This window comes from Lysobacter sp. Soil_N_51 (genome assembly GCF_057655755.1).
In genome coordinates this window covers 1-203 of the sequence record NZ_JBDGLR010000044.1, presented here as the reverse complement: position 1 = coordinate 203, position 203 = coordinate 1, and the positions used below count along the sequence as shown (strand labels likewise).

The 203-nt window shown below is 70.0% G+C and carries 1 protein-coding gene; it reads left to right on the top strand.

Translation table 11 applies throughout. The features are described from left to right. Positions 1 to 12: 12 nt before the first annotated feature. On the top strand, positions 13 to 203 hold a 191-nt coding region (locus AC3A4T_RS24585), incomplete at its 3' end, for a hypothetical protein (RefSeq protein WP_487677769.1).

Sequence of the window (203 nt, the reverse complement as noted above, 5' to 3'; positions counted from 1 at the left end):
CCGGCCGGCACCTTGCCAGGTACGTACACGCTGACCTACACGACCACCGTCGACGCGGATGCGGCCGGCACGGTCGGCAACAGCGTTACCGGCGCCGGTGGTGGCGATCCGGATCCGGAGTGCATCAACTGCGCGACGACCCACACGGTCGCCGCGCCGGTGATCAGCAGCAGCAAGTCGTCGGATCCGGCGACCGGCACCAC